Source organism: Bacillus sp. FSL M8-0025, assembly GCF_037975475.1.
GTDB lineage: Bacteria > Bacillota > Bacilli > Bacillales > Bacillaceae > Bacillus > Bacillus subtilis.
The window spans coordinates 1,935,238-1,961,320 of the sequence record NZ_CP150258.1 but is presented as its reverse complement, the minus strand read 5'-3'; the positions used below and the strand labels follow the sequence as shown (position 1 = coordinate 1,961,320).

The 26,083-nt window shown below is 45.9% G+C and carries 5 protein-coding genes; all 5 read left to right on the top strand.

The window, feature by feature from the left end; translation table 11 throughout:
- Nucleotides 1–115 precede the first annotated feature (115 nt).
- The 5 genes from galM to ppsC all read left to right on the top strand — a co-directional run bounded on the left by galM (nucleotide 116) and on the right by ppsC (nucleotide 26,060).
- The gene (gene galM, locus MKX38_RS09770) at nucleotides 116–1,093 is read left to right on the top strand and encodes an aldose 1-epimerase (protein ID WP_029727240.1); all 978 of its coding nucleotides are present in this window, start codon (nucleotides 116–118) and stop codon (nucleotides 1,091–1,093) included.
- A gap of 33 nt (nucleotides 1,094–1,126) precedes the next feature.
- A complete protein-coding gene (gene dacB / locus MKX38_RS09765) occupies nucleotides 1,127–2,602 on the top strand; it encodes a D-alanyl-D-alanine carboxypeptidase/D-alanyl-D-alanine-endopeptidase (RefSeq protein WP_339176614.1) in 1,476 nt (491 codons plus the stop codon).
- Between the two features lie 381 nt (nucleotides 2,603–2,983).
- Complete coding sequence (gene ppsA / locus MKX38_RS09760) at nucleotides 2,984–10,669, top strand: plipastatin non-ribosomal peptide synthetase PpsA (RefSeq protein WP_339189307.1); 7,686 nt, start codon at nucleotides 2,984–2,986, stop codon at nucleotides 10,667–10,669.
- Nucleotides 10,670–10,693: 24 nt separating this feature from the next.
- A complete protein-coding gene (ppsB, locus tag MKX38_RS09755) occupies nucleotides 10,694–18,376 on the top strand; it encodes a plipastatin non-ribosomal peptide synthetase PpsB (protein ID WP_339189305.1) in 7,683 nt (2,560 codons plus the stop codon).
- Nucleotides 18,377–18,392: 16 nt separating this feature from the next.
- Nucleotides 18,393–26,060, top strand: a complete 7,668-nt coding sequence (ppsC, locus tag MKX38_RS09750; protein WP_339189304.1) for a plipastatin non-ribosomal peptide synthetase PpsC — start codon at nucleotides 18,393–18,395, stop codon at nucleotides 26,058–26,060.
- The last annotated feature ends 23 nt before the right edge of the window (nucleotides 26,061–26,083 follow it).

Here is a 26,083-nt window from a genome sequence, read left to right as displayed (position 1 = left end):
CATAAGTTTGAACGGTGTTTTTTTATTTGATAGGGGAAAATATAAAATGGAGGAAATATGGCACAGTACATTGAATTCTTATACTAGCAATGAATCAAGGAGAGGTTGAGTAAACATGGCAAACTTTATTGAGAAAATCACGTATTTGGGAACGCCGGCCATCAAAGCGGGCAACGAACATCTAGAAATGATTGTTGTCCCTGAGTGGGGGAGCAACGTCATTTCTCTCGTGGACAAAACAACAAATGTCCAGCTTTTGCGTGAACCGGAAACAGTAGAAAGTTTTCACGACACACCAACATTGTATGGCATTCCAATCCTGTTCCCGCCTAACCGCATAAGTGACGGTACATTCAGTTTCCGGGGCAGAACGTATCATTTTGATATCAACGAGAAGGATAAACACAACCATCTTCATGGGTTTCTTTACCATGAAAAGTGGAATGTCGTGACCACGAAGAAAACTGATGAAGGAGTGATTGTTGAAACAGAAATTGATCTTTCTGAGCTTCCCCATGTGCAGAATCAATTTCCTCATCATGCCGTCGTTCGGATGACATACACGATCAAGGGGAATACCCTATTTAAACATGCGACGGTCATGAACAAAGGAAAGGAAGCGTTTCCTTGGGGAATTGGTTATCATACTACATTTGTGTTTCCGGCAGAAAGCTCGTTATTCTCCCTGACAGCAGATCAGCAATGGGAGTTGGATGAACGCCTGCTGCCGACCGGGAAACTGATGGATGTACCGAATAAAGAAGCTTTGCATGAAGGAATGGATTTGCGCCACAAGCAGCTGGATGATGTCTTTTTATCTTCTTATCAGAAGAGGGGCGGAGAAAACCAGGCAGTCATTTATCATCAGCATGCACATATCAGCATTATTTATAAGGCAGATGAACAGTTTAAACATTGGGTTGTATACAATGCGGACGGAAAACAAGGGTATTTATGCCCTGAGCCTTACACATGGGTGACAAACGCTGTGAATCTTGATTTACCTTCGTCACTCACTGGTTTACAAGTGCTGGAGCCGGGAGAAGAAACGACAGCTAAAAGCAGTATCACCATTGAACTGAATCATCAATAGCCAATGATGAAGCGCAGAGAGGCGGGGAAATTAATGAAAAAAAGCATAAAGCTTTATGTTGCTGTTTTACTACTTTTCGTCGTTGCTTCGGTGCCTTATATGCATCAGGCTGCGCTTGCCGCTGAAAAACAAGATGCACTTTCCGGGCAGATCGATAAGATTTTAGCTGATCATCCTGCCCTCGAAGGCGCAATGGCCGGCATCACCGTTCGCTCTGCGGAAACAGGTGCTGTTCTATATGAACATTCAGGAGACACCCGAATGAGGCCTGCCTCTTCTCTAAAGCTTTTGACAGCGGCCGCGGCACTTTCTGTCCTTGGCGAGAACTATTCTTTTACAACCGAGGTCCGGACGGATGGAACACTGAAAGGGAAAAAGCTGAATGGTAACCTTTATTTGAAAGGGAAAGGCGATCCGACACTTTTACCATCTGATTTTGACAAAATGGCTGAGAAATTGAAACATTCCGGCGTAAAAGTAATTAAAGGCAATCTGATCGGTGATGATACGTGGCATGATGACATGCGATTATCACCTGATATGCCTTGGAGCGATGAATACACATATTATGGCGCGCCAATCTCCGCTCTAACAGCGTCTCCAAACGAAGACTATGATGCAGGCACTGTGATTGTTGAGGTCACCCCAAATCAAAAAGAAGGGGAAGAGCCTGCCGTGTCTGTCTCTCCGAAAACCGATTATATAACGATAAAGAACGATGCTAAAACGACTGCTGCCGGTTCAGAGAAAGACCTCACAATCGAAAGAGAGCATGGAACAAACACGATTACAATTGAAGGGAGCGTACCGGTTGACGCAAACAAGACAAAGGAATGGATTTCTGTCTGGGAGCCTGCCGGATATGCCTTAGATTTATTTAAGCAGTCACTAAAAAAACAAGGTATTACTGTGAAAGGGGACATCAAGATGGGTGAAGCACCTAGTTCTTCAGATGTGCTGCTCTCTCATCGCTCAATGCCTTTATCGAAACTTTTTGTGCCGTTCATGAAATTAAGTAATAACGGACATGCCGAAGTGCTCGTAAAAGAGATGGGGAAAGTGAAAAAAGGAGAAGGGAGCTGGGAAAAGGGGCTCGAAGTGTTAAACAGTACGCTTCCGGAATTTGGTGTTGATTCTAAATCACTCGTCTTAAGGGACGGATCAGGAATCTCACATATTGATGCTGTATCCTCAGATCAACTTTCACAGCTGTTATATGACATTCAGGATCAGAGTTGGTTCTCGGCTTATCTAAATTCTTTACCTGTTGCGGGCAATCCTGACAGAATGGTGGGCGGAACGCTGAGAAACCGCATGAAAGACACTCCTGCACAAGGAAAAGTAAGAGCAAAAACCGGATCGCTCAGTACGGTAAGCTCTCTATCGGGGTACGCAGAAACAAAGAGCGGAAAAAAACTTGTTTTCTCTATTCTTCTAAATGGATTGATTGATGAAGAGGATGGAAAAGATATTGAGGATCAAATCGCTGTCATTTTGGCAAATCAATAATAGCGGGAGACCTGTTTTCCAAGAGAAAACAGGTTTTTTTATGTCTGTAATAACGCTTTGTCGAACCTTCCAACAATTAGAAGAATGATGCACAAAAGAAAATTAGTCCGATTAAAAAGTAGTGTATAAGACCTTATGTAAAACAATACTTTTATCACTTTATATCCGGAAATTTGATAAAAAAAGAAACGAAAAATAAAGAAATAATACTATATTCAAAAAAATGTTATAAAAATTTAATGTTTTTTATTGTACTTTAAAAAATATCCGTTAATATAGTGCATATATGGATTATATAGTCATATAATTTCTTTTATTGTCATTTTTCTGCTTTTTTCTACATTTTCTTATCCTCTTATTATGAGAACTGGAGGGAATCCGTTGAGCGAACATACTTATTCTTTAACCCATGCCCAAAGGAGAGTGTGGTTTACCGAACTGCTGGAGCCAGATACCAGCATTTGCAATCTTACAGCTTGTGTGAAATTCAAAGGCAATATTGAGCTTGATACTCTAGAGGGAGCGCTGAATCATTCCATCTCCCGCAACGACGCCATCAGATTTCAGCTGTTAGAAGGAGAAGAGCTTGAGCCGCGATTGCACCTTACTGAATATAAATATTATCCACTTAGAATAATTGATTTTTCAAATGTTGAAATGATAGAAATAGAGCAATGGATTCAGGATCAAGCGAGCATTCCATTTAAACTGTTCAACTCGCCTCTTTATCAATTTTACCTCCTTAGAATTGACTCTCATGAAGTTTGGCTATTTGCGAAATTCCATCATATCATAATGGATGGAATCTCTTTAAATGTGATGGGAAATCAAATTATAGATCTTTATCAAAAAATGAAAAAGAAAGATCCTTTACCTGATCAGCCGGAACCTTCTTACTTGAGCTACATCGAAAAAGAGAGTCAATATCTACAATCTCCGCGGTTTGCAAAGGACCGTTTATTTTGGACGCAAACCTTTGAGCACCCGTTGGAATACCACTCGTTAGCCAACCAGACGTCCTTACAAAAACAGAGCACATCTGCATCCAGAGACACCATCATTCTTTCACCTGATCTAGAGCAAACGATTCGAATCTTCTGCGAAGAACACAAGATCAATATCATTTCCTTATTTATGGCTTCATTTTACATATGCATCAGCCGAATCACTTCTAAAAAAGATCTTGCCATTGGCACCTACTATGGCAACAGAGGGTCAAAGGCTGAAAAAGAAATGCTCGGCATGTTCGTTAGTTCTCTTCCAATCAGAATAACGGTTGATCCTGACACAGATTTTCTTTCCTTTGTCCGCACAATAGGCAGGGAACAGCTTTCTGTTATGCGTCATCAACGGTTTCCTTATAATTTGCTTGTAAATGAATTAAGAAATGAACAGAAGGATTTACACAACCTTATCGGTATATCTATGCAGTATCAGCCACTTCAGTGGCATAATGCAGATGATTTTGACTATGAAACAGCGCTTTATTTCAGCGGATACACCGCGAACGAGCTTTCAGTTCAAATACAAGAACGGATAGACAATGGAACCATTCAATTAAATTTCGACTATCAAAATACCTTGTTTTCTCTTGAGGATATTAAACGAATACAATCTCATCTGCTTACCATACTGGAAAACGCCCTTCACCATCCGCACAGCTTTATAAGAGAATTAGATATGACGAATACAAGAGAAAAGCAAAAATTGTTGTATGAGTTTAACAAGACGGAAGCTGTTTCGCCTAAAGCTTTCACCCTGCATGGGCTGTTTGAGCGACAGGCAGCTTTCACACCGGAGCGGCTGGCCATTCGCTTTTCAGGCGGTTCGCTGACATACGCTGAGCTTGATATGTACGCCAGCCAGCTGGCTGCGCACCTTGCGGCACGCGGCGTCACAAACGAAAGTATCGTCGGTGTCCTGTCTGAACGGTCACCTGACATGCTGATCGCTGTCCTTGCTGTATTGAAGGCCGGAGGGGCGTATTTGCCGCTTGATCCTGCGTATCCAAAGGAGCGGTTGAGCTACATGCTGAAAGACAGCGGGGCATCGCTCATGCTGACACAGCCGGGATGCTCCGCACCGAGCTTTTCTGGAGAGACGCTTGAAGTTGACATGACATCTCTGGCAGGCGAAAAAGCAGAAAACCATGAGTTTACTCCTGCTGACGGCGGTTCTCTCGCCTATGTCATCTATACATCGGGCTCTACCGGGCAGCCGAAAGGAGTGGCCGTTGAGCACCGTCAGGCTGTTTCCTTTCTGACCGGCATGCAGCACCAGTTTCCGCTTTCGGAAGATGACATTGTCATGGTGAAAACCTCTTTTTCCTTTGATGCGTCTGTGTGGCAGCTGTTTTGGTGGTCGCTTTCCGGTGCTTCGGCGTATCTGCTTCCGCCCGGCTGGGAGAAAGATCCGGCATTGATCGTAAAAGCCATTCATCAGGAAAACGTGACAACGGCTCATTTTATTCCGGCTATGCTGAACAGCTTTCTCGATCAAGCGGAAATCGAAAGGCTGAGTGACAGGACAAGCCTGAAGCGTGTATTCGCCGGAGGTGAACCGCTTGCGCCGCGTACAGCAGCCCGTTTTGCTTCTGTATTGCCGCAGGTATCATTAATCCATGGTTACGGGCCGACAGAAGCAACGGTAGACGCGGCATTTTACGTATTGGATCCAGAACGGGACAGGGATCGTTTGCGGATTCCGATTGGGAAGCCCGTACCCGGTGCGCGTTTGTATGTTTTAGATCCGCATTTAGCCGTACAGCCTTCCGGTGTCGCCGGCGAACTGTACATTGCCGGAGCGGGTGTTGCCAGAGGTTATTTGAATCGGCCGGCATTAACGGAGGAGCGTTTTCTTGAAGACCCGTTTTACCCGGGGGAACGCATGTACAAAACCGGGGATGTGGCGCGCTGGCTCCCTGACGGGAATGTTGAATTCCTCGGGCGCACGGATGATCAGGTAAAAATCCGCGGCTACCGGATTGAGCCGGGAGAAATTGAAGCGGCACTAAGAAGCATAGAAGGCGTAAGAGAGGCGGCTGTTACCGTACGGACAGACAGCGGGGAGCCGGAATTATGCGCTTATGTAGAAGGGCTCCAAAGAAACGAAGTGCGTGCACAGCTTGAGAGACTGTTGCCGGGCTACATGGTCCCAGCCTATATGATAGAGATGGAACAGTGGCCGGTTACGCCAAGCGGAAAGCTCGACCGAAACGCCCTGCCAGCTCCTGGCGGAGCGGCAGATGCGGAGACCTACACGGCGCCGAGAAACGTGACTGAGATGAAGCTTTCTCAGCTGTGGGAGGACGTGCTGAAAAATGGCCCTGTCGGGATTCACGACAACTTTTTTGACCGCGGGGGACATTCCTTAAAAGCAACGGCGCTTGTCTCACGGATCGCCAAAGAATTCGATGTACAGGTGCCGCTAAAAGATGTGTTTGCCCATCCGACAGTAGAAGGACTGGCTACCGTTATCCGTGAAGGAACGGACAGTCCATATGAAGCGATTAAGCCCGCTGAAAAACAGGAAACCTATCCGGTTTCCTCTGCCCAAAAGCGGATTTATGTCCTTCAGCAGCTGGAGGACGGAGGGACAGGCTACAATATGCCGGCTGTGTTAGAGCTCGAAGGGAAGCTCAACCCTGAAAGGATGGAGAGAGCTTTCAAAGAGCTGATCAAGCGCCACGAGTCGCTTCGGACCTCCTTCGAACAGGACGCAGGAGGCGATCCGGTGCAGCGCATCCATGACGAGGTGCCGTTTACGTTACAGACTACAGTTCTCGGCGAACGAACCGAACAGGAGGCCGCAGCCGCATTTATCAAACCGTTTGATCTCAGCCAAGCGCCGCTGTTCCGTGCCCAAATCGTAAAGGTATCAGATGAGCGGCACCTGTTGCTGGTTGATATGCATCACATCATTTCAGACGGTGTTTCCGTCAACATTCTGATTCGGGAATTCGGCGAGCTGTACAATAATCGGAAGCTTCCGGAACTGCGCATTCAATATAAAGATTATGCCGTATGGCAAGAAGGATTCAAAACAGGAGACGCGTACAAAACGCAGGGGGCGTACTGGCTGAAGCAGCTCGAGGACGAGCTGCCTGTGCTGGATCTTCCGGCTGATCATGCCCGCCCGCCTGTGCGAAGCTTCGCGGGTGACAAGGTCTCATTTACGCTGGATCAAGAGGTTGCATCAGGCCTTCACAAGCTGGCACGAGAAAACGGAAGCACATTGTACATGGTGCTCCTTGCGGCTTACACCGCGTTCTTGTCACGCTTAAGCGGACAGGAAGATATCATCGTCGGCTCGCCAATCGCCGGCCGGCCGCACAAGGATCTTGAGCCGATACTCGGCATGTTTGTGAACACGCTGGCGCTTCGGACACGCCCGGAGGGCGGGAAGCCATTCGTACAGTATTTGCAAGAAGTGCGTGAGACAGCATTGGAAGCCTTTGAGCACCAAGATTACCCGTTCGAAGAGCTTGTTGATAAGCTTGAATTGACACGGGATATGAGCCGGAATCCAGTGTTTGATGCGATGTTTATCCTTCAAAATGTGGAAAAACAAGACATAGATCTGAGAGAAATAAAAGTCCGGCCTGCCAATTTCGCACATCACATTTCCTTATTTGATATCACATTAATAGCTACGGAAATAAATGGATCTATTTGCTGCGAAATGGAATTTAGTACAGAAGTATTCCTAAAAGCTACGATTGAACGGTGGGCTGATCATTTTATCGAATTTCTGCATGCGGCACTTTCAACCCCTGAAACAAGCCTTGCACAAATAAACATACTTAGTGATAAAGAAAAACAAAAAATAGTTTTTGAATTTAACAAAACTCAGGTTGAATTTGCTCGAAAAGATGTTCCTTTTCATCGCATATTTGAAGCGAAAGCTGAAGAAATTCCAGAACATATAGCTGTTATTGATAACGAAACAGAGATTAGCTATCGCCTTCTAAATGAAAGAGCCAATAGTCTGGCACGAACATTGCAAAACAGAAAAGGACCGAAGCCAACTGTGGCTGTTTTAGCCAAGCGGTCCATTGATGCAATTGTTGGGGTGCTGGCAGTGATGAAAGCTGGCGGAGTGTATATCCCAATCGATTCACATTATCCAAAAGCCCGTATTGAATACATTCTTCGTGATAGCGGGGCAGATATTCTTCTTTTACAGAGAGAGTTGAAGCATTTGATTTCGAACTCGCCTGAATCTAAAATGTCTCACATCTTCCTTGACGATGAGGGCTCTTTTGAAGAAAGTAACTGCAACCTTAACTTATCTCCTGCTCCTGAAGAGCCGGTATATATCATTTATACGTCAGGAACGACGGGTGCGCCTAAAGGTGTTATTGTCACCTATCAGAACTTTACTCATGCTGCTCTTGCTTGGCGTCAAATTTATGAACTGGATCGGAAGCCTGTCAGACTGCTTCAAATCGCGAGCTTTTCATTCGATGTCTTTTCAGGAGATTTGGCGAGATCATTGACAAATGGCGGGACGCTAATCGTTTGTTCAGATGAAAAGAGGCTGGAACCTGCTGAAATATATAAAATCTTGAACTCTCAGAGAATCACGGTGATGGAGTCGACACCGGCTCTCATTATCCCGGTGATGGAGTATGTATACCGTAACCAATTCAAGCTTCCTGACTTAGACATACTGATTCTTGGTTCCGACATGGTGAAAGCTCAAGATTTCAAAACATTGACAGATCGCTTTGGCCAAAGCATGCGCATCATTAATAGCTATGGTGTCACAGAGGCAACCATTGATTCGAGTTTCTATGAAACCAGTATGGGTGGAGAGTGTACGGGAGATAACGTACCAATCGGCAGCCCGCTGCCGAATGTACACATGTACGTACTCAGCCAGACTGATCAAATTCAGCCGATTGGTGTTGCCGGCGAGCTGTGCATCGGCGGGGCAGGTGTTGCGAAAGGCTATCATCATAAACCTGACTTAACGCAAATGAAATTTACAGAAAATCCATTTGTCTCTGGAGAAAGGCTGTACAGAACCGGTGATCGAGCATGCTGGCTTCCAAACGGAACGATCCGGCTTCTTGGCCGAATGGATTATCAAGTAAAGATAAATGGATACAGAATTGAAACAGAAGAAATTGAAAGTGTTCTGCTTCAAACGGGGCTTGTCAGAGAAGCTGCTGTTGCCGTTCAGCATGATAAAAATGGACAGGCTGGTTTGGCAGCATATATTGTGCCTTCAGACGTCAATACGAATGCTCTCCGTGCTGCTTTAACAAAGGAACTGCCAGCGTATATGATTCCTGCATATCTGATTCCTTTAGAAAACATGCCGCTAACCCTAAACGGAAAGCTGGACAGAAATGCCTTGCCGGCTCCAAATAATGTGTTATCGCGTCCATATACCGCACCAGTTAACGACATACAAAAAACGATGGCGTATATATGGGAAGATGTACTGAGCATGTCACGAGTCGGCATTCACGATTCCTTTTTTGAGCTTGGCGGAGACTCAATTAAAGCATTACAAGTGGCAGCACGTCTGGCAGCTGAAGGCTGGAGCATGACAATACGCGACTTATTCCGTTATTCAACGATTCAGGAACTATGCGGACATATCACACCATTGGCATCTCAAGCGGACCAGGGACCTGCGGAAGGTGAAGCTGAACTCACCCCGATTCAGCGAAGATTTTTCGGACAGGTACATGCTTTTCACTATCATTACAACCAGTCCGTCATGCTTTTCAGTGAAAAAGGATTCAATGCTAACGCGCTTCATCTAGCGCTGCGTAAAATAACCGAGCATCATGATGCCATTCGCATGATTTTCCAACGTGACCAAAACGGCCATGTCATTCAGTTTAATCGCGGAATCAATCACAAGGATCATGAACTGTTTGGCCTTTATATTTCAGATTGGACAAAAGCATCGCTGGAAAGGGCTCATCTTGATGAAAAACTTGCCGCTGAGGAAACCGTCATTCAAAGCAAAATGAATGTAGAAAAAGGGCCTTTGCTGCAAGCAGGTTTGTTTAAAACGGCAGAAGGGGATCATTTGCTGATTGCACTTCATCATCTTGTGATAGATGGCATTTCTTGGAGAATTCTGCTTGAAGATTTAGCTGCAGCATATCAACAGGCTTTAGAAAAGAAAGAAATCCAATTACCGCCAAAAACGGATTCTTATTTATCCTACGCCGATGGTCTTACCCAAATAGCTGAAAGTAAACAATTGCTTTCAGAGAAAACGTATTGGCAAACGATTTTAGACGCTCACACTGCTTTTCTTCCTAAGGACATAGAAAATGTGCCGGACAGACTCCAAATGAACAGCGACGCAGCTGCATTTGTACTATCCGGAGACTGGACTGAAAAATTGCTGCTTGAAACCCAGCAAGCCTATGGTACTGATGCCAACGAACTTTTGCTTACGGCTTTAGGAATGGCGCTTTCTGAATGGACAGGGCATGACCAAATCGTGATCAGCACTGAGGGACACGGCAGAGAAGGGCATGTGCCAAACATTGATATTTCAAGGACCGTTGGATGGTTTACCTCCATTTATCCTATTCTGCTAGACATGGGTATTTCCGAGCCTTTCGAGGATCAGCTCGCATACCGAATTAAGACGACAAAAGATATGCTGAGAAGAGTACCGAACAAAGGAACTGGATACGGATTGTTAACACACATAGGAAAACTGCGGCATAAAGAGCCTGAGGTCAGCTTTAATTATCTCGGTCAATTTAGAGAAGAGAAGGAAGCTGAAACGTTTCAATTATCATATTACCAGCCCCGTTACGAAATAGCGGGTGAGAGAGAACGAGAGTATGAGCTGGACATCAACGCTCTCATTACGGACGGACAGCTTCAAGTAAAAGCGGTATACACCCAGGTGTTCAGCAAACACTCAATTGAGTGCTTTATGGATCGTTTTCACAGGCATCTTATCGAGACGATTGAGCATTGTTCGCAGAAAAAAGCACGCGAAAAAACATTGAGCGATTTCAGCAATAAGGAATTAACGTTGTCTGCATTATCTAGCATCGAAGATCTCGTGAAAGATCTTTAACTTTTGAAAAGGTGTGTGGAATTGATGGCACAATCGGCACAAATTCAAGATATTTATCCGTTATCGCACATGCAGGAAGGAATGCTGTTTCATTCATTAATGGATTTCAGCTCGAAAGCATATATCGAACAGACCTCGTTTACGATCACAGGGAATCTATGCGTCGACTCGTTTCAAAAGAGCTTAAACCTTCTTGTTTCTAGATATGATATTTTCAGAACGATTTTCATTAAAGAAGTACCAGATCTTACAGGTCCGCAGCAGGTAGTCTTATCAAACCGGGAATTGACAGTATATAGAGAAGATATTTCTCGCCTGGCTGATCAAGAACAGCAGACGCTGATTGATGCTTTTATGACTAAGGATCGGGAAAAAGGATTTGATTTGCAAAAAGATCCTTTAATGCGTCTTGCCCTTTTTGATAGAGGAGACAGCCAATATACATGTGTCTGGACACATCACCATATCATCATGGATGGGTGGTGTCTCGGCATTATTCTTAAAGAGTTTTTCAGCATGTATGATTCGCTCAAAAATAACTCACCTGTACAGCTTGGCAGCACGGTGCCGTACAGCCGTTATATTGAATGGCTCGGAGAACAAGATCAAGAAGAGACTGCTGCCTACTGGAGCGAATATTTGAAGGAGTACGGCAATACTGCTTCTATTCCCCGAATAAAGCGCCGCACGGCAGACGGGGATTATAAAGCCGACCAGGTCAGCTTTTCATTAGCGCAGGAAATGGTTGAGAAACTGACAGAGGCTGCCCAAAACTGGGGAGTGACATTAAACACGTTGTTTATGAGTATTTGGGGCGTGCTGCTCCATCGATATAATGCTGCAGATGATGCCGTTTTTGGCTCCGTCATTTCGGGACGCCCGTCAGCGATTGACGGGATTGAATCAATGGTCGGCTTGTTTATCAATACTGTTCCAGTGCGAATCCGATCTGCGGAAGGCATAACGTTTTCTTCGCTGGTCAAAGCCGTGCAGGAGGATATTTTATCATCTGAACAGCATGGGTATTATCCGCTTTATGAGATTCAAAACCATAGTCCATTGAAGCAAGGGTTGATCGATCATATTTTTGTTTTTGAAAATTACCCTGTACAGCTTCATCAGGCGTTAAGCGTGGAGAGTGAAAATGATGAAGGCGCTCTGAAGCTGAGTGACATTTCAATGTCGGAACAAACCAATTACGACTTTAATATCGTTATCGTTCCGGGAGAATCATTTTATATCAAATTCAGCTACAACGCAGACGTTTACGAGCGGGAGGAGATGCTGAGGATTCAGGGGCATCTAAAGCAAGCACTGGATTGCATTTTGACAAATCCCGATGTTGCCGTCAGTGACATCAATATCGTGCCGCCGGAGGAGCAACAGGTTATCCAATTGTTTAACGAAACTGAGCGTCCTTATGTGAACAAAACGATACCCCAATTGTTCGAGGAACAAGCTCACAAAACACCTGAAGCTGCTGCATTGAAAATGGGAGACGAATGCTGGACCTATCGCCAGTTACAAGTAAGAGCCAATCAGATTGCGCACGCTCTGATAGAAAAAGGCGTTGGATCTGGAGATATCGTTGCTGTAATGATGGGCCGGTCAATGGAAATGCCTGCAGCTCTGCTTGGGATTTGGAAAGCAGGCGGCGTTTATATGCCGCTTGATCCACATTTTCCAGCAGAACGTCTTTCTTTCCTGCTGAAGGACAGTCAAGCGGCTCAATTGCTGATAGAAGAAGACCTTATTTCCTTGATCCCTCCGTCCTATGAAGGAAATACGATAACGATAGAACATACAGAAAGTTACCAAACAGAAGCTCCAAATATGTCGCCAGGTGATCTAGCCTACTTGATCTATACGTCGGGAACGACGGGGCGCCCTAAAGGCGTTTTAGTTGATCATCACGGTATTGCCAATACATTGCAATGGAGACGGGAAGAGTATGGCATGGCCGAACAGGATATATCCCTCCATTTGTTTTCGTACGTGTTTGACGGCTGTGTAACGAGCTTATTTACCCCGCTTTTGTCTGGTGCGTGTGTGCTGCTGACAACAGATGACGAAGCGAAGGATGTGCTTGCCCTTAAGCGAAAAATAGCCCGTTATAAGGTCAGCCACATGATCATTGTTCCTTCCCTGTACCGGGTATTATTGGAAGTGATGACTGCTGACGATGCAAAAAGTCTTCGTATTGTGACATTTGCGGGTGAAGCGGTCACGCCTGATCTGCTTGAGTTGAGTCAAATGATTTGTCCTTCTGCTGAACTGGCAAATGAATACGGGCCCACAGAAAACAGTGTGGCAACAACAATATTGCGGCATCTGAATGAAAAAGAGAGGATCACGATCGGACACCCGATCAGAAACACAAAAGTATTTGTTTTGCACGGAAATCAAATGCAACCGATCGGCGCTTCGGGTGAACTGTGTATTTCCGGCGCGGGTCTTGCGAGAGGATACTACAAACAGCAAGAGCTGACACAGAAAGCATTCTCCGATCATCCATTCCTTGAAGGGGAGCGTTTATATCGAACAGGTGATGCAGGCCGCTTTTTGCCTGATGGAACGATTGAATATTTTGGGCGTTTTGATGATCAAGTAAAAATTAGGGGTTACCGTATTGAACTGAGAGAGATTGAAACAGTTCTTCGACAAGCACCGGGGGTAAAGGAAGCCGCGGTACTGGCCCGTGATGTTTCTGCCGAGGAAAAGGAGCTCGTTGCTTATATCGTTCCGGAAAAGGGAAACAGCCTTCCAGATTTGTATCAACATCTTGCCGGGACATTGCCGTCCTATATGATCCCAGCAAGTATTATCAACATCAGCCGGATGCCATTAACATCCAGCGGCAAGCTTGACAGGTTTGCGCTTCCTGAACCAGAAAACAATACGAGTGTCACATATATGGCGCCCCGAACCTTAATCGAAGCTGATCTCGCACATATTTGGGAAGATGTGCTGAATAAACAGCAAATCGGCATTCGTGATAATTTCTTTCAGTTAGGCGGACAGTCCTTAAAAGCGGCCGCACTGGTATCAAGAATACATAAAAAGCTTAATGTCGAGCTGCCGCTCAGTGAGGTGTTTTCTTATCCGACAGTTGAAAGCATGGCGGTCAAATTGATGAGCTTAAAAGAACACGCTTTTACACAGATTGAACCTGCGAATCAAAGAGATGTCTATCCGCTGTCTTTCTCGCAAAAACGATTATATGCTCTTCATCAGCTGGCAGATGACAGCACAGGCTACAACATGCCAGCTGTACTTGAATTACGCGGAAATCTGAATCGCCAGCGGTTGAGAAGCGTTCTCACAGAACTTGTGAATCGGCATGAAGCATTACGGACTGTTTTTGTGTTTGACAGAGACGAGCCTGTGCAGATCATTTATCCAGAGATGGCTTTTGATCTAAAAGAGCTTCAAATGGAATCAGAACAAATGCTTGAGTCTGCAATCGAGACCTTTATCAAACCGTTTGATCTATCATCCGGTCCGCTTTTTAGAGCATGTGTCATTACAATGGGCAATAATCGCGGCTTTTTGCTGCTCGATATGCACCATATTATTGCCGACGGTGTCTCGATGAGCACTCTTGTCCAAGAATTTACTGACTTATATTGCGGAAAAGAGTTGCCAGCTTTAAACCTGCATTATAAGGATTTTGCTGTTTGGCAGCAAGAGAAGCACCCGAAAGAGCTATACAAAAAGCAGGAGGCCTACTGGCTCGGTCAGCTTGGCGGGAGTCTTCCTACACTAGAATTACCGCTTGATAAAACAAGGCCGCGTCTCCCTGATTTCAGCGGTGGAACAATTGAAGTCAACATTGATAAAGACATGGCTGATGAACTGCACCGTTTAATGGCTGAAACGGGAACAACATTGTATATGATTCTTCTGGCTGTCTATTCTATTTTGTTATCTAAGCTAAGCGGGCAAGAGGATATTGTTGTCGGTTCGCCTGCTGCCGGAAGACCGCACGCTGATCTGGAGCGCGTCATCGGGATGTTCGTCAATACATTGGCGATGCGCAGCAAGCCCGAGGGCCACAAAACGTTCAGCTCCTATTTGCAGGACATTCGCCACCTGGCTCTGACCGCTTACGAGCATCAGGATTATCCTTTTGAGGAGCTGGCAGATAAGCTCGATACAAATCGAGAGGTAAATCGCAACCCGCTGTTCGATGCGATGCTTGTGCTTCAAAGCAGTGAAGATTTCCGGTTCGAAGTGCCTGGTCTGTCGATTTCGTCTGTCACTCCTAAACATGATATATCTAAATTCGATTTAACATTACACGCTGCGGAGCATCCGAGTGGAATACGCTGCCGTTTTGAATACAGCACTGCTCTTTTTGAAGAAGAAACCATTACGCAGTGGGCATCCTATTTTATTGAATTGGTGAAAGGGGTAACGGCGGATACCGAGATGAGAATTTCGGACATGCAATTGCTTCCTGCTGCAGAGCGTAGGTTGCTCCTTGAAAAAATGGGACAGTATGCGGCTTATCCGAGAAATGAAAACATAGTAAGCTTATTTGAAAAGCAAGCCGCTAAATATCCGGAGCATATCGCAGTGGTGTGCGGCCATTCTCAGCTTACGTATCGAGACCTGAATGAAAAAGCCGAGCGGGCAGCTGCTATGCTGATCAAACAAGGGGTGAGAACTGGCGATATCGTCTGTCTGATGCTGGATCGGTCACCTGATATGATCATTGGCGTTTTATCGATTTTAAAAGCTGGCGGGGCCTATTTGCCGATTGATCCTGAATATCCCAAGGAGCGTATTAGCTTTATGCTTAATGACAGCGGAGCAAAACTGCTGCTGACAGAGCGCGGTCAAAACAAACCTGCAGACTACACCGGGCATATTTTGTATATCGATGAATGTGAAAACGACTCAATTCCGGCTGATGTAAACATTCAAGAAATAGTAACAGATCAGCCCGCATACGTGATATACACATCTGGAACGACTGGCCAGCCAAAGGGAGTCATTGTCGAGCACCGCAATGTGATCAGTCTCTTGAAGCATCAAAACCTGCCTTTTGAATTTAACCATGAAGACATCTGGACGTTATTTCATTCTTATTGCTTTGATTTCTCTGTATGGGAGATGTTCGGTGCGTTATTGAACGGAAGTACATTAGTCGTGGTCTCTAAAGAAACAGCCCGTGACCCCCATGCATTCCGTTTATTGTTAAAAAAAGAGCGCGTCACTGTACTCAATCAGACCCCGACTGCTTTTTACGGCTTGATGCTTGAAGATCAAAATCATACAGATCATTTAAACATCCGCTACGTGATTTTTGGCGGCGAAGCCTTACAGCCCGGCATGCTTCAAAGCTGGAATAAAAAATATCCTCATACTGATTTGATTAATATGTACGGTATTACAGAAACAACGGTCCATGTAACATTCAAAAAATTGTCCGCAGCAGACATTGTAAAAAATAAAAGCAATATCGGACGGCCGCTTTCAACTCTGCAGGCTTATGTGATGGATGCTCATATGAATCTGCAGCCGATCGGAGTTCCAGGGGAGCTGTATATAGGCGGCGAAGGTGTGGCACGGGGATATCTCAACAGAGATGAGCTGACCGCTGACCGTTTTGTATCCAATCCTTATCTTCCGGGAGACAGATTATACCGAACAGGAGATCTTGCTAAGCGCCTGTCAAATGGCGAGCTGGAATACTTAGGCCGCATTGATGAGCAGGTGAAAGTCAGAGGGCACCGTATTGAGTTAGGCGAAATCCAAGCGGCACTTCTTCAGTATCCAATGATTAAAGAGGCGGCTGTCATTACCAGAGCAGACGAGCAAGGGCAAACAGCTATATATGCATATATGGTGATAAAAGATCAACAGGCTGCGAATATATCAGACATCCGAACTTACCTAAAAAACGCCTTGCCTGACTTTATGCTGCCTGCCCGTATGATACAAATTGACAGCATCCCGGTGACTGTTAATGGAAAGCTCGATCAGAAAGCCCTGCCAGAGCCTGAAAAACACGCTTATACAGCTGATGATATCAGTCCTAGAAATGAGATTGAAACGGTGATGGCTGAAATTTGGGAGGAGCTTCTTAATGTAGATGAGCTGGGTGTAAGCGCCAATTTCTTTGAGCTTGGCGGAGACTCTATTAAAGCGCTGCAGGTTTGTGCCAGACTGAAGCAGCGCGGATTTGAAACGACAGTACGTGAGATGTTTGAACATCAGACTCTTGGTGAACTGTCCGCCCGGGTTCGAAAAGACGTACGCGCCATTGACCAAGGCCCGGTCGAAGGCGAGATTACTTGGACACCTATCCAGCAGTGGTTTTTCTCGCAATCTCTGGAAAGCCATCATTTTAACCAGTCCGTTATGATCTACCGGGCTGAACGATTTGATGAGGCTGCGCTTAGAAAAGTACTAAAAAGCCTTGTGACTCATCATGATGCACTGAGAATCGTATGCCGGCATGAAGATGGCAGGCAGGTGCAGATAAACAGAGGAATAGATCTTTCAGATGAGGAGCTATATGCACTTGAACTGTTTGATGTAAAGGATAGCCTAACAGAAGCACGGTACACGATTGAGGAAGCAGCCAGCCGGATGCAAGAACATATTCGTTTGGAAACCGGCCCCTTACTTCACGCTGGATTGTTTAGAACCGAGAATGGTGACCATTTATTTCTGACGATTCATCACTTAGTTGTTGATGCGGTTTCCTGGCGCATTTTGTTCGAGGATTTTTCAGCTGCTTACAAACAGGCAGTCTCAGGAGAATCTATTAAACTGCCGCAAAAAACAGATTCATATTTAACGTATTCACAAAGAATAGTTGACTACTCTAAAAGCCGCCAGGTGCAGCGCGAAGCAGCGTACTGGGATGAGTGCGAGAGCCGTCACATCCAGCCTATTCCAAAAGACAATGACGCAGCATCTAACACATTCAAAGATACAGAAGTGATTGATTTTGAGCTATCTCGCCATCACACAGAATTACTACTAACGGCTGCACATAAAGCTTACAGCACGGAGATGAATGATATCCTTCTGACAGCTTTAGGTCTTGCTTTGCAGAAATGGACGGGAAATAACCAATTTAAAATCAGCATGGAGGGCCACGGAAGGGAATCATATCTTGAGGACATCGATATTAGCAGAACTGTTGGCTGGTTCACCTCTATTTATCCTGTGTGGCTTGATATGAGAGATTCCGATCATAAGGACAAAGAAGAGCGGCTGGGCCACCTTATTAAACAGACAAAAGATATGCTGCACCGTATACCGCATAAAGGCGCAGGCTACGGCGTGCTGAAATATATCAGCAAAAGATGGGGCTCTCAGAAAAACAGCCCAGAAATCAGCTTTAATTATTTAGGCCAGTTTGATCAGGATATTCAATCAAATGCCTTTGAGGTGTCTGACATCAAGCCAGGAAATGAGATCAGCCCGAACTGGGAGCGTCCTTATGCACTGGATATCAGCGGCGCCGTTTCTTCGGGGTGCCTGAACATGCACATCATCTATAACAGGGTTCAATTTGAGGAAAAAACAATCCAAACATTTTCCAGGCATTTTAAACAGACTCTGGAAAACATCATTGAGCATTGTACCGGCAAAGAAAACCGAGAGTGGAGCGCATCTGATTTCACTGATGAAGACTTAACGCTTGATGAATTGAGTGAGATCATGGGAGCCGTCAACAAACTATAGGAGAGGAGATTCACTGATGCCGCAGCAACCTGAAATACAGGATATATACCCTTTGTCATTTATGCAGGAAGGGATGCTTTTTCACTCATTGTATGATGAGCAGTCGAGAGCTTATTTTGAACAGGCTTCTTTTACGATCAATGGACAGCTTGACTTGGAGCGTTTCCAGAAAAGTATGGATGCTGTTTTTGACAGGTACGATATCTTTCGAACAGCATTCATCTATAAAAATGTAGCCAAACCTCGTCAAGTCGTGCTCAAGCAACGTCATTGCCATGTTCATGTTGAAGATATTTCTCATCTCAATGAAAAAGATAAAGAACATTGTACAGAGGCATTCAAAGAACAGGACAAATCAAAAGGCTTTGATCTCCAAACGGATGTACTGATGAGAATATCTATTTTAAAATGGGCGCCTGATCATTATGTCTGTATCTGGAGCCACCATCATATTTTAATGGATGGCTGGTGTTTAGGCATCGTCATTAAAGACTTTCTCCATATTTATCAAGCGCTTGGAAAAGGGCAATTTCCTGATTTGCCTCCCGTACAGCCGTACGGGACGTATATTAAATGGCTGATGCAGCAAGAGCGTGAAGAAGCAGCTGAGTATTGGAAAAAAAGGCTTCAGCATTTCGAAAAAGCTTCGCCTCTGCCAAAAAGAACAGATCAAATGTCGGACGGGACATTACAGCAGATCACGTTTACCATTCCTGAAAAAGAAACCTCCGAATTACAGAAAATCGCTGCAGCATGTGGTGCGACGCTTAACACTGTTTTCCAAGCTTTATGGGGAATCATGCTCCAAAAGTTCAATCGTCGCGACGATGCTGTGTTCGGATCAGTTATATCAGGCAGACCTTCTGAGCTAAAAGATGTGGAAAACATGGTCGGACTTTTTATCAATACCATTCCTATTCGAGTCCAAAGTGATTTTCTGTCTTTTTCTGACCTAGTCAGCGGAATGCAAAAGGACATGACTGAAGCAGAAGCGTATAGTTACTTCCCTTTATATGACATTCAGGCGCAGAGCGCTCTTAAACAAGAGCTGATTGATCATATTATCGTCTTTGAAAATACACCTACTCAACAAGAGATTGAAGAGCTGAATCAAGCTGGATCATTTGATTTCTCCGTGAAAGATTTTGAGATGGAAGAGGTAACTAATTATAGATGCAGTGTCAAAGTGATCCCAGGGCGTACTTTGTACGTTCGGATTCATTTTCATACAGGCGCTTATCAACCAAATATGATGTCTGAGATAAAAGATTATTTACAGCACATGATCTCTGACGTCATCTCTGATCCATCTCTTCCTGTGTCAAAGATGACATTGCTAGATGAGGACAAAACACGGAAAATCGTTTCTCAAAATAACAGGACAGTATCTGTTTCACCTGAAGCCCCAACCCTGCATGGGCTGTTTGAGCGACAGGCGGCAGTCACACCGGAGCGGCCAGCGATTCGCTTTTCAGGCGGTTCGCTGACATACGCTGAGCTTGATATGTACGCCAGCCGGCTGGCTGCTCACCTTGCGGCACGCGGCGTCACAAACGAAAGTATCGTCGGGATCCTGTCTGAACGCTCACCTGACATGCTGATCGCTGTCCTTGCTGTACTGAAGGCCGGCGGGGCGTATTTGCCGCTTGATCCTGCGTATCCAAAGGAGCGGCTGAGCTACATGCTGAAAGACAGCGGGGCATCGCTCTTGCTGACACAGCCGGGATGCTCCGCACCGAACTTTTCTGGCGAAACGCTTGAAGTGGACATGACATCTCTTGCGAGCGAAAAAGCAGAAAACCATCTGTTTACTCCTGCTGACGGCGGTTCTCTCGCCTATGTCATCTATACATCGGGGTCTACCGGGCAGCCGAAAGGAGTGGCCGTTGAGCACCGCCAGGCTGTTTCCTTTCTGACCGGCATGCAGCACCAGTTTCCGCTTTCAGAAGATGACATTGTCATGGTGAAAACCTCTTTTTCCTTTGATGCGTCTGTGTGGCAGCTGTTTTGGTGGGCTCTTTCCGGTGCTTCGGCGTATCTGCTTCCGCCCGGCTGGGAAAAAGACTCCGCATTGATCGTAAAAGCCATTCATCAGGAAAAAGTGACAACGGCTCATTTTATTCCGGCTATGCTGAATAGCTTTCTGGATCAAGCAGAAATGTTAGCGCTTGGTGACGGGACAAACCTAAAGCGTGTATTCGCCGGAGGTGAACCGCTTGCGCCGCGTACGGCAGCCCGTTTTGCTTCTGTATTGCCGCAGGTATCATTAATCCATGGCTACGGGCCGACAGAAGCAACGGTAGACGCGGCATTTTACGTGTTAGATCCAGAACGGGACAGAGACCGTTTGCGGATTCCGATTGGGAAGCCCGTACCTGGTGCGCGTTTGTATGTTTTAGATCCGCATTTAGCCGTACAGCCTTCCGGTGTCGCCGGCGAACTGTACATTGCCGGAGCGGGTGTTGCCAGAGGTTATTTGAATCGGCCGGCATTAACGGAGGAGCGTTTTCTTGAAGACCCGTTTTACCCGGGGGAACGCATGTACAAAACCGGGGATGTGGCGCGCTGGCTCCCTGACGGGAATGTTGAATTCCTCGGGCGCACGGATGATCAGGTAAAAATCCGCGGCTACCGGATTGAGCCGGGAGAGATTGAAGCGGCACTAAGAAGTATAGAAGGTGTAAGGGAGGCGGCCGTTACCGTACGGACAGACAGCGGGGAGCCAGAATTATGCGCTTATATAGAAGGGCTCCAAAGAAACAAAGTGCGGGCACAGCTTGAGAGACTGTTGCCGGGCTACATGATCCCAGCCTATATGATAGAGATGGAACAGTGGCCTGTTACGCCAAGCGGAAAGCTTGACCGAAACGCCCTGCCAGCTCCTGGCGGAGCGGCAGATGCTGAGACCTACACAGCGCCGAGAAACGTGACTGAGATGAAGCTTTCTCAGCTGTGGGAGGACGTGCTGAAAAATGGCCCTGTCGGGATTCACGACAACTTTTTTGACCGCGGGGGACATTCCTTAAAAGCAACGGCGCTTGTCTCACGGATCTCAAAAGAATTCGATGTACAGGTGCCGCTAAAAGAGGTGTTTGCCCATCCGACAGTAGAAGGGCTGGCTACCGTTATCCGTGAAGGAACGGACAGTCCATATGAAGCGATTAAGCCCGCTGAAAAACAGGAAACCTATCCGGTTTCCTCTGCCCAAAAGCGGATTTATGTCCTTCAGCAGCTGGAGGACGGAGGGACAGGCTACAATATGCCGGCTGTGTTAGAGCTCGAAGGGAAGCTCAACCCTGAAAGGATGGACAGAGCTTTCAAAGAGCTGATCAAGCGCCACGAGTCGCTTCGTACCTCCTTCGAACAGGACGCAGGAGGCGATCCGGTGCAGCGCATCCATGACGAGGTGCCGTTTACGTTACAGACTACAGTTCTCGGCGAACGAACCGAACAGGAGGCCGCAGCCGCATTTATCAAACCGTTTGATCTCAGCCAAGCGCCGCTGTTCCGTGCCCAAATCGTAAAGGTATCAGATGAGCGGCACCTGTTGCTGGTTGATATGCATCACATCATTTCAGACGGTGTTTCCGTCAACATTCTGATTCGGGAATTCGGCGAGCTGTACAATAATCGGAAGCTTCCGGCGCTGCGCATTCAATATAAAGATTATGCCGTATGGCAAGAAGGATTCAAAACAGGAGACGCGTACACAACGCAAGAGGCGTACTGGCTGAAGCAGCTCGAGGGCGAGCTGCCTGTGCTGGATCTTCCGGCTGATCATGCCCGCCCGCCGGTGCGAAGCTTCGCGGGTGACAAGGTCTTATTTACGCTGGATCAAGAGGTTGCATCAGGCCTTCACAAGCTGGCACGAGAAAACGGAAGCACACTGTACATGGTGCTCCTTGCGGCTTACACCGCGTTCTTGTCACGCTTAAGCGGACAGGAAGATATCATCGTCGGCTCGCCAATTGCCGGCCGACCGCACAAGGATCTTGAGCCGATACTCGGCATGTTTGTGAACACGCTGGCGCTTCGGATGCGCCCGGAGGGCGGGAAGCCGTTTGTACAGTATTTGCAGGAAGTGCGTGAGACAGCATTGGAAGCCTTTGAGCACCAGGATTACCCGTTCGAAGAGCTTGTTGATAAGCTTGAATTGACACGAGATATGAGCAGAAATCCGCTGTTTGACGTAATGTTTGTTCTTCAAAACATGGATCAGGAATCGTTGGAGCTGGATGAACTTTGTCTCAAACCTGCAGCAAACAATGGGCATCAAACGTCCAAATTTGATTTAACCCTATATGCCCAGGAACAGCCCCGCGGTTTGCTGATGTTCCAAATGGAGTTTAGTACTGACTTATATAAGAAAAAAACGATAGAAAAGTGGCTTCAATACTTCATCAATATGTTACTCGCCATCATCAAAGACAACAAAGCCGCTCTCGGAACAATAAATATCCTGAATGAGGATGAGACCCATTACCTTATCCACGAGCTCAATCGTACAAAAATAGATTATCCAAGAAATGAAACCATCAGCAGACTCTTTGAAATGCAGGCTGAACAAACGCCTAATGCTGTAGCAATTGTCAGCGACACCCAAGTATTCACTTACGAGGACATGAACAGCTGGGCAAATCAAATTGCCTCAGTTCTACAGATTAAGGGCGTAGGGCCTGATAGTGTTGTAGCCTTGTTGACAGGCAGAACACCAGAACTCATTGCAGGAATGCTGGGCATTCTGAAAGCTGGGGGAGCCTATCTGCCTATTGCTTCTGATCTGCCTGTTGAACGAATAGCTTATATGCTGTCAGACAGCGGGGCGGCATTACTCCTTCAATCTGAAAAAACAGAAAAACAGCTATTAGACATTGAATGTGAACAAATCATAATCGAAGATATTCAAAAGCAAGGAAAAACGAAGAACGTTGATTCTTCAGCAGGGCCACATTCACTCGCATATATCATTTATACCTCTGGATCAACCGGTAAACCAAAGGGTGTCATGATTGAGCAGCGAAGTGTCATTCGTCTTGTTAAAAACAGCAATTATATTACATTTACACCTGAAGACCGCCTTCTTATGACATCATCAATCGGTTTCGACGTTGGGTCATTTGAAATTTTCGGACCGCTGCTAAATGGTGCCGCTTTGCATCTGTCCGATCAACAAACATTTCTCGATTCCCATCAGCTTAAGAGGTACATAGAACATCAAGGAATCACAACGATTTGGCTGACATCTTCTCTATTCAATCATTTGACAGAACAAAATGAACAAACATTTTCACAGCTGAAACATTTGATTATAGGCGGAGAAGCTTTGTCGCCGAGCCACGTCAATCGAATCAGAAATGTCTGCCCTGAAGTATCTATATGGAATGGATATGGCCCTACCGAAAATACAACTTTTTCGACATGCCTTCACATTCAAAAAACATATGAACTTTCCATTCCGATCGGGCGGCCGGTTGGTAATTCCACCGCTTATATCTTAAATCAATGGGGAGTGCTGCAGCCGGTCGGAGCTGTCGGTGAACTTTGTGTCGGCGGAGATGGCGTCGCCAGAGGATATTTGGGCCGTCCTGATTTAACGAAAGAGAAATTTGTCCCACATCCATTTGCACCTGGCGATCGACTGTATCGCACAGGTGATCTGGCGCGCTGGCTTCCTGATGGCACAATTGAGTACGTTGGCCGTATTGATGATCAAGTAAAAGTCAGAGGCTATCGGGTGGAGCTGGGTGAAATCGAAACAGCACTTCGTCAAATAGACGGAGTCAAAGAAGCCGCAGTGTTAGCACGTACAGCCCAGACCGGGAGCAAAGAGCTGTTTGGCTATATCAGCGTAAAAGCAGGCACGAATGCTGAACAAGTGCGTTCTCTTCTCGCGCGTTCGCTGCCAAACTATATGATCCCGGCGTACATTATTGAAATGGAGACTCTTCCGCTCACATCAAACGGCAAATTGAACCGAAAAGCACTTCCTGAACCAAATTTCACATCTAAACAAACGTACGCTCCGCCTCGAAATGACCTTGAAGACCAACTTGCGTTGATCTGGCAGGAGGTTCTCGGCATCCAGAGGATCGGAATAGAGGATTCGTTTTTTGAATTGGGCGGAGATTCAATCAAAGCGCTTCAAGTTTCTGCACGCCTTGGGCGCTATGGGCTAAGCTTGCAGGTAAGTGATTTATTCCGTCATCCAAAGATAAAGGACTTATCACCATTTATCCGTAAGTCAGAGAGAATCATAGAGCAAGGACCCGTTCAGGGAGACGTTCCTTGGACGCCTGTTCAGCAATGGTTTTTTTCACAAGATATTGAAGAAAGACACCATTTCAATCAGTCTGTCATGCTATTCCATTCTGGACGTTTGTCTGAAAACGCCATTAGACCAGCCTTGAAAAAACTGGCGGAGCATCATGATGCGCTTCGGATGGTTTATCGCAACGATGATAGGCGATGGATTCAAAGCAACCAAGGCATTCATGAGTCACAGCTATACAGCTTAAGAACCTCTGATCTTTCACAGTCAGAAAGCGGCTGGGAGACGCAAATCAAACAAGAAGTTGCAGATCTTCAGCAAAGCATCAATTTGCAGGAAGGACCATTGTTGCACGCCGCTTTGTTTAAAACACTGACCGGAGATTACTTGTTCCTTGCGATCCATCACCTTGTCGTTGATGGTGTCTCATGGCGGATTTTGCTTGAGGATTTGTCAGCCGGATATCAACAAGCTGCTGCAGGCCAGACGATCCAGCTTCCGCCTAAAACGGATTCCTACCAGGAATACGCAAGACGCATACAGGAATATGCCCAAAGCAGTAAGCTGATTCGCGAAGAGGCGTATTGGCGAACTGTAGAAGAACAGCAAGCCGCAGAACTGCCCTATGAAATACCGCATCATGTGAACATCGACTTCAGCAAAAGGGACTCATTAAGCTTTTCACTGACTGAAGCAGACACCGCCGTCTTGCTGCAAAACGTCAATCACGCCTATGGCACAGATACACAAGATATTCTGTTAACCGCAGCATCCTTGGCGATTTGTGAATGGACAGGAGGAAGCAAGCTCCGTATCGCTATGGAAGGACACGGGAGAGAACACATTCTGCCAGAGTTAGATATAAGCAGGACGGTCGGCTGGTTTACATCCATGTACCCGGCCCTCATAAGCTTTGAAAATCATAGGGATGAGCTCGGAACCTCAGTAAAAACCGTTAAAGATACACTGGGCCGGATACCAAACAAAGGGGTAGGTTACGGTATGCTGAAATACCTTACACACCCTGAAAATAAAAGCATTACGTTTTCAAAAACACCTGAAATCAGCTTTAACTATTTGGGCCAGTTCAACGACATCGAAAGACAGGACACCTTCCGCCCATCAAGCCTTGGTAGCGGAAAGGATATCACTCATACATGGAAGCGTGAGCAAATCATCGAGATGAGTGCAATGGCAGCAGACAAAAAGCTCCATTTCAATCTTAGTTATCCGCCAGCCCGCTTTCACAGAAACACAATGGAACAGCTTATTAACAGGATTGAACACTTTTTGCTGGACATTATGAAACACTGCGCCGGTCAACAGAAAGCAGAAAAGACACTGAGCGATTTCAGCAGTCAATCATTAACGGCAGAGGACTTGGACAGCATATCCAGCTTGGTGGAAGAATTGTAGAAAATCGTGACAGGAGACATGAA